The organism is Paenibacillus sp. (genome assembly GCF_035645235.1).
Classification (GTDB): Bacteria; Bacillota; Bacilli; order Paenibacillales; family YIM-B00363; genus Paenibacillus_AE.
In genome coordinates this window covers 45,042-51,320 of record NZ_DASQMZ010000199.1, presented here as the reverse complement: position 1 = coordinate 51,320, position 6,279 = coordinate 45,042, and the positions used below count along the sequence as shown (strand labels likewise).

Below are 6,279 nucleotides of genomic sequence, written 5' to 3'. Positions count from 1 at the left end.
GAGGCTTCCCAGACCGTGCTTCTCGCTAAGCCGATCCAGATACGGCCGCATGGCGTCTTGGTTGTTCGATTGATTGTCTCCGCCCGCCGAAGCGAAGGCATACAAGACGCCCGCCCGCGGCACCTTCTTCACCCGAAAGCCCGCCTCCGCAACGCGTAGTATCCAGTCCCAATCCCAGTAGTTCCGCATCTCCGGGTCGAACGGACCGAGGGCGTCGTGCAGAGAACGTCGGTACAGCGAACCGGATGCGACGTACGTATTGAATTTTCGCAGCAGCGCGAGATCATGCTCGTAAGCGAAGAGGTAGCGGCCCTTGGGCACGCGCGCCCCTTCCTTCGCGACATAGTCGAAAATTTCGACGTCCCCGTATACGAGATCCGCCCCCTCCGCCTCGGCAAGCATCCGCTCCATATGATCCGGCACGATCAGATCGTCGTCGTCGATCGGCATCATCCACTCGCCCTTCGCATGCGGCAGCGCGGCGTTCCTCGCCCAGACGTGGTACGAGTTTACCGGCAGGTCGATCGTGCGCACGCGCAGCTCCGGGTACAGGCGCACGACGTCGTCGACGCGCTCGCCGGCATCGTTGACGAGCAGCACCTCGAAGTCGCCGAACGTCTGCCGGGACAATGCCTCCAGCAGCTCCGCGACGGCGTGCGGGCGATTATAGGTCGGGGTAATGACGGATATGGCTGGCATGCGGGCACCTCACATTTTCCGAAAGCTTTCCTTCTATTTTACCTCTTCCGCTCCCTGCTGCCAATGCCGGCCGCCTCGGCTGCGCACGGCCGGCGCGGCGTCCCGCTAGGCGTCGTTCGGGCCTTCTCCGCCGATCCATTCCGCAAGCTTGGCGTGCCGACCTTCGCGGTGCGAGACGACGATCGCCTCGAGGACCGCCTGATTCCGAAACCCGTCCTCCACCGTCGTCACGATCGAGCTTTCCGCGCCGCGAAGCACCTTCAGGAACTCGTCCCATTGGTCCACGGCGCGTCCGTCCGGCACGGCGAGCGGCTCCTTGATACGTTCGCCCTTCGCGTCCAGATGCATCCACAGTACCGCTCCCTTGTCGTTCGACGTCGCGAACAGCGTCCCTTCGTCGCCGTACAAGTACACCTCATGCTGATTCCCCGAGCCCACCGCGTTGCGCGACGTTTGGAATGACGCGACGACGCCTCCCTCGAGCCGGGCATGGAAAGACGCGTAATCGTCGACAGTTACAGGCACCATGCGTCCCGTCGCGCGATCCCTCCGTTCCGGCACGAACGTGGCGAGCCGCCCCGACACCTCGTCGAATTCTCCGATCAGAAATCGGGCCATGTCGACCATATGGGATCCAAGATCCCCGAGCGTGCCCGTGCCGGTTACCGACGCGTCGAACCGCCACGCCATCGGCGTGTCGCACACCGCAGCGCCCCACCCCTGCAAGTATTGTATGAATGCGCTGTGCACCCTGCCGATGCGCCCGGAGGCGACGAGCTCCTTCAAATACCGAAATTGCGGGTCGTAACGGTAAGAAAAGCCGATCATGTTGGCGACGGGATGTCGCCGATAATACGCCAGAAGCGCCTGCGCCTCCTCGAACGTGCGCGTGAACGGCTTCTCCGCCATGAACGGCTTGCCCGCGTCGAGGCATGCCCTGATGATGTCCGCATGCGTATGATTCGGCGTTACGACGACGACCGCGTCGACGTCGGCATCCGCGATCAACGCGGTATAATCGGTATACCGCTTCCCCTCGGGCAGCGAAACCGCGTCGCCGAACGCGCGCACGGCGTCCGCGTTCTCGTCGCACGCGGCAGCCACGCGCACCTCGGGGAATCGTCCGAGCCGCCGCAGATGCTCGCGCCCCATGCCGCCGAGTCCGATAAACCCGAACCCGTACGTCTTTCCCGCCGGCCCCGTCATGGCTTCGCCTCCCCCGCGTTCAGCGGCTCGAGCGGTTTCGAGTGCCCGTAGGTCGGCCGCGCCGTCGCCGAAGGCGCCGCCCAGTCGATCGCATTAGAGAGGACACGCAAAATATCGGGATGATAATACGTCGGGTACGTCTCGTGCCCCGGGCGGAAATAAAACACCTTCCCCCGCCCCCGCCGGTACGTCAACCCGCTTCGGAACACTTCGCCGCCCGGAAACCAACTAAGAAACACGAGCTCCTCCGGCGGCGGCACGTCGAAATGCTCCCCGTACATCTCTTCCCGCTCCAGCTCGATATATTCGCCGAGGCCGGCGGCGATCGGGTGGGACGGATCGACGACCCACAGCCGTTCTTTCTCGTCGGCTTCGCGCCACTTTAACCGGCAGGATTGCGTCCCCATCAGCTTATTGAAAATTTTCGAGCAATGCCCGGAGTGGAGCACGATCAGTCCCATGCCGTCCAACACGCGGTTCGCGACCCGCTCCACGACGACGTCGGACACCTCTTTATGCGCGATATGCCCCCACCACAGCAGCACGTCGGTATCGTTCAGCCGCGCCTCCGACAGGCCGTGCTCCTCCTGATCGAGCGTCGCCGTCGCGATGTCGCGTCCGCTCGCCGCCAATCCCTCGGCCAACGCTCGATGAATCCCCTCCGGGTAAATCGCCCGGACCTTCTCGTTCTTCCGCTCGTGCACGAATTCATTCCAAATCGTCACCTTCGTACGGTTCGTACCCATGTTCCATATCTCCTTCCGTCTCGGGGTCCCTGCGCCCAACGCGGTTCGTCCCCTACTTTACCGGAGAGCGAATCAGATGCAAACTGTGGAATGTTGCGATTTCTATTCGGCAAAAACAAAACGCCGCCCGACGCGGAACGCGTCGGGCGGCGACAGAAGACCGCTTACGCGATCGGCCCCAATACTTCGTACAGCTTGACGGCTACCGTCTTGCCCTTCATCATCCGGTCGCCGACGTAATTAAAGTGGAATTGATCCTTCGTCCGCTCGTACGTCGCTTCCGAGACGAGGATTTGCCCCGCCGTCGTCTGCGACTCGATGCGCGCCGCCGTGTTGACGTTGTCGCCGATACACGTGTAGTCGACGCGCAGGTACGACCCGATGTTGCCGACGACGACCTCGCCCGTGTGCACCCCGATGCCGCAGTTGACGGTAACGCCGTGGCGCTCCTGGATGCGCTCGCGCACTTCCTTCATGCCTTGCTGGATGTCCCATGCCGTCTTGACCGCATAGTACGGATGGTTCTCGACGTCGAGCGGCGCATTGTAAATGAGCATCGCGGCGTCGCCGATAAACTTGTCGATCGTGCCCTTATTTTCGAGCGCCTTGTTCGTGATGAGGTCGAACATCTCGTTCAGGAAGTCGACGACCTCCTCCGGCTTCAGCTTCTCCGACAGCGTCGTGAAGCCCCGGATGTCGAGGAACAGAATCGACAGCTCCTTGTTGATGCCGCCGAGCTTGATTTCGTTGTTCGCCGCGGCGATCTCCTTGACGAGATCCGGCGAGATGTAGCGCCCGAACTGCTTCGTAATGAAGTTCTTCTGTTTGTTTTCGAGATACGACTTTACGGCGATGTTCAGGATATACGTCAAGACAAGGATGAGTGCAGGGTAGACGATATCGACGTACAGGCTTAGCTGTTGATAAATCAAGTATTGTCCGCCGAACAAGCCGCCGAGCATCGCGGCGAAGATGATCCCGCTATAGGTCGACTTCAAGCGCCACGCCGACCACCACGTAAAGCCGAGCAGCAGCAGCATCAGCGTCAGCGTAATATACCATTCGGACTTCTTCGTGACCGAGCCGTCCAACAGCTGGTTGACGATGTTCGCATGGGCGTAGACGAGCTTCATCTCGCGCTCGACCGTCGTCGAGCGATGGTCGAACTCGAAGCCGACGGCGTTAATGCCGATCAGCACGATCGCGTCGCGGAACAGCTCCGGATCGATCTCGCCCGAGAGGACGTATACGAACGGCACCGTGATGAACTCGTCGCTCGTCGCGTCGAAATTGATGAACATCTCGGTCTTCATGCTGTCGCCGGCCATATAATCGTTTTCTATGTATTTCGAGACATCGACGCCGGCCATCTGCGCCGCGTTGAGGCCGAGCGACGGATAGACAGTGCCGTCCGGTCCTTGGATCGCGAGCACAGTGCGGCGGATGACGCCGTCCGGATCGATGATCGCGTTAATATGGGCGAGCTTGACATGCTCCGCGAACGGGCCGTACGGCATGCGGACGTCGTACGCCTCGAGATACCCGCCGCGCTCGACCGTCACCTCCCTGCGCACCTGCTCCGTAATGCCCGTCACCGGGAACACCACGTTGTCGTACATCGAGAGCGCTTCGGCGAAGGCCGCGTCCGCTTCCGGGTCCGACGCTTCGTCGAACGAAATATCGAAGGAGATGGAATTCGGCTCGTAGCCGGGTTGATTCAGCACGTGCAGCAGCTCCGCGTAGACGCGGCGATCCCAAGGGAATCGGCCGATCGCCTCGAGCGATTCGTCGTCGATCCCGATGACGACGATGCGCTCGTTCGGCGCGTGCGTCATGTTGTTTTGCATGTGGTAATTGAATAACGTCCGATTGATCACTTCGAGACTTCCGAACGAATACATCACCAGCGATAACAGCAGCACCGCCGCGTTCGCCACGATCAACCAAATCTTCAGCTTCCGGTTCATTCCCGTCCCCCGCCCATGAAAGTTCAATGGATCATTCCATTGTTAACGATGGTAACGATCATACCATAAAATTGGGCATTTCGGTGGAAAATGTCGCGGAATGTTCCCGGATAGTCCCGGAGTCGCGAAGCCAAAATAAGGCGGAAAGGAGCGTGCTCGTTATGGGGCGCAAGAACTATAGCTTCGCGGAGCTGCCGGAGCATGCGATTCGGGAGCTGAAGGGGCTCGAATCCAGGTTGTACGAAGAGCTGGGCGAAGAAATTACGCTGATCGCGTACGAGAAAGAAGCGAACGAGAACGAATCGACCGCCTGCCGGGCGGACCTGAAGGGAGAGTAATGGAAATGACGACTTTGGAAAACGATTCCCCCTCCCGCCCCCGCGGCGACGTTCGGTTCGAGCAGCCGCCGGCGAAGCTGGTCGCCGCGCGGCCGGAGGACGAGCTGATCGAGGACGAGAACGAGCGATTGAAGGCAGAGCGCCCGTACCCGGGCGAATCTTGCGGAGGCGTCTAGCGGATCAAGACTTGAACGCCCTTCACGACGTTCCAGATCGTGACGATCAGGGAGACAAGGCCGGCGGCGCCGAACAGCAATACCATCGCGACGAGCGTGCCGGCGCCGGCCGCCTCGGCGCCGCCGTTCATGCCGAAGGCGCCGATGCCCGTCGCTAGCATGCCGACGAAGGCGGCGACGACTGCAGCGAGCGGGATGCAGTGGGAGAGGAACGCCGCCTTGGCATGATCCTTCACGTACCGGTCGTCCGAGACGAAATAGAGCACCGCCGGAAGAATAAAACCCATAAAGAAAATGCTGAAATACGAGAGCGCCGCCAAAATTTTTCGAGTTTCCATGCCTCATCGACTCCTTCTTTCTCCTACTATACGCAGGCGGCGCCCTCCCGGATGCAAAGTTTGTTTCCGGAAGTCATGCATAGAATATTTGAAAATGCAAATGATATGCTTACATTCCACAGGAGGTGACATCAATGGCTACAGGTTCTAAGACATCCAACAATTTGATCGTTCCTCAAGCGAACCAAGCGTTAGAGCAATTGAAGTACGAAGTCGCTCAAGAGCTTGGCGTGCAAATCCCGCAGGACGGCTACTATGGCTACATGGCGACGCGCGACACCGGCGCGATCGGCGGTCACATGGTTCGCCGCATGGTGCAATTCGCCGAAGAGACGTTGGCTCGCGGCGGCGCACGATTCTAACTTAAGCGTTACCATCCAGCACATAGAAACCCCCGTCGGCGAAGGTCCGCGGGGGTTTGCCTTTACTGCAAAAAATGCAGTTATTTTTACTTCCTAAAGCCATGTAAGCGCTTATCTTCTGCAAAGATGCAGTTAATCTCAATATGACAGCGCTTTCGCGTCAGGAATAACTGTATTTTTTGCATGTACCGTGCCGGAGAGAGCCCCGATCCCGCGAAATAACTGTATTTTTGCGCGCAACAAAAAAGGAAGCCTCTCGGCTTCCCTCATTCGTAAGTATGGTGCGGTCGAGAGGATTTGAACCTCCACGAGCTTGCGCTCACTGCCGCCTGAAGACAGCGTGTCTGCCGTTCCACCACGACCGCGTTTTTCAACGAGACAAGTAGTATCTTACCACGGTCGAAATAAAAAGTAAAGCGTTAAGTTATATCCATTTTTATCCACGCA

Annotated in this window: 8 protein-coding genes and 1 tRNA gene; 3 read left to right on the top strand and 6 right to left on the bottom strand. The window is 59.4% G+C overall.

What is annotated here, in order from left to right; all coding sequences use genetic code 11:
- From VEZ38_RS18750 to VEZ38_RS18735, 4 genes are all read right to left on the bottom strand, one after another.
- Positions 1-699: glycosyltransferase family 2 protein (locus tag VEZ38_RS18750; protein WP_324896231.1), on the bottom strand; the 699-nt coding region annotated here is incomplete at its 3' end.
- Between the two features lie 105 nt (positions 700-804).
- Positions 805-1,905, bottom strand: coding sequence for a Gfo/Idh/MocA family oxidoreductase (locus VEZ38_RS18745; protein ID WP_324896229.1), 1,101 nt, complete (start codon positions 1,903-1,905; stop codon positions 805-807).
- Positions 1,902-2,651: a ThuA domain-containing protein gene (locus tag VEZ38_RS18740; protein ID WP_324896227.1), complete on the bottom strand. Its 750-nt coding sequence runs from the start codon at positions 2,649-2,651 to the stop codon at positions 1,902-1,904. Before VEZ38_RS18740 ends, VEZ38_RS18745 begins: the two co-directional genes overlap by 4 nt.
- A gap of 164 nt (positions 2,652-2,815) precedes the next feature.
- Positions 2,816-4,618: an adenylate/guanylate cyclase domain-containing protein gene (locus VEZ38_RS18735; RefSeq protein WP_324896225.1), complete on the bottom strand. Its 1,803-nt coding sequence runs from the start codon at positions 4,616-4,618 to the stop codon at positions 2,816-2,818.
- Between the two features lie 161 nt (positions 4,619-4,779).
- On the opposite strand from VEZ38_RS18735, the gene VEZ38_RS18730 reads away from it, so the two are divergent.
- Both VEZ38_RS18730 and VEZ38_RS18725 read left to right on the top strand, forming a co-directional pair.
- Complete coding sequence (locus VEZ38_RS18730; protein ID WP_324896223.1) at positions 4,780-4,956, top strand: hypothetical protein; 177 nt, start codon at positions 4,780-4,782, stop codon at positions 4,954-4,956.
- Positions 4,957-4,961: 5 nt separating this feature from the next.
- The gene (locus VEZ38_RS18725) at positions 4,962-5,132 is read left to right on the top strand and encodes a hypothetical protein (RefSeq protein WP_324896221.1); all 171 of its coding nucleotides are present in this window, start codon (positions 4,962-4,964) and stop codon (positions 5,130-5,132) included.
- Here VEZ38_RS18725 and VEZ38_RS18720 read toward each other — a convergent pair.
- Positions 5,129-5,470 carry a DUF4870 domain-containing protein gene (locus VEZ38_RS18720; RefSeq protein ID WP_324896219.1) on the bottom strand — a complete coding sequence of 114 codons (342 nt, stop codon included), beginning with the start codon at positions 5,468-5,470 and terminating at the stop codon, positions 5,129-5,131. The two genes, VEZ38_RS18725 and VEZ38_RS18720, sit on opposite strands and share 4 nt — an antisense overlap.
- A 134-nt stretch (positions 5,471-5,604) precedes the next feature.
- Between VEZ38_RS18720 and VEZ38_RS18715 the strand changes: the two genes are divergently transcribed.
- On the top strand, positions 5,605-5,832 hold the full coding sequence (locus VEZ38_RS18715) for an alpha/beta-type small acid-soluble spore protein (RefSeq protein WP_324896217.1): 228 nt from the start codon (positions 5,605-5,607) through the stop codon (positions 5,830-5,832).
- 279 nt (positions 5,833-6,111) lie between these two features.
- Here VEZ38_RS18715 and VEZ38_RS18710 read toward each other — a convergent pair.
- Positions 6,112-6,197, bottom strand: a tRNA-Leu gene (locus tag VEZ38_RS18710).
- Positions 6,198-6,279 lie beyond the last annotated feature (82 nt).

Bases quoted from the DNA above. Each gene is read 5' to 3' on its own strand.
- VEZ38_RS18730 (WP_324896223.1), top strand. From the start codon at position 4,780: ATGGGGCGCAAGAACTATAGCTTCGCGGAGCTGCCGGAGCATGCGATT.
- VEZ38_RS18715 (WP_324896217.1), top strand. From the start codon at position 5,605: ATGGCTACAGGTTCTAAGACATCCAACAATTTGATCGTTCCTCAAGCG.
- VEZ38_RS18725 (WP_324896221.1), top strand. From the start codon at position 4,962: ATGACGACTTTGGAAAACGATTCCCCCTCCCGCCCCCGCGGCGACGTT.
- VEZ38_RS18720 (WP_324896219.1), bottom strand. From the start codon at position 5,470: ATGGAAACTCGAAAAATTTTGGCGGCGCTCTCGTATTTCAGCATTTTC.
- VEZ38_RS18740 (WP_324896227.1), bottom strand. From the start codon at position 2,651: ATGGGTACGAACCGTACGAAGGTGACGATTTGGAATGAATTCGTGCAC.
- VEZ38_RS18745 (WP_324896229.1), bottom strand. From the start codon at position 1,905: ATGACGGGGCCGGCGGGAAAGACGTACGGGTTCGGGTTTATCGGACTC.
- VEZ38_RS18735 (WP_324896225.1), bottom strand. From the start codon at position 4,618: ATGAACCGGAAGCTGAAGATTTGGTTGATCGTGGCGAACGCGGCGGTG.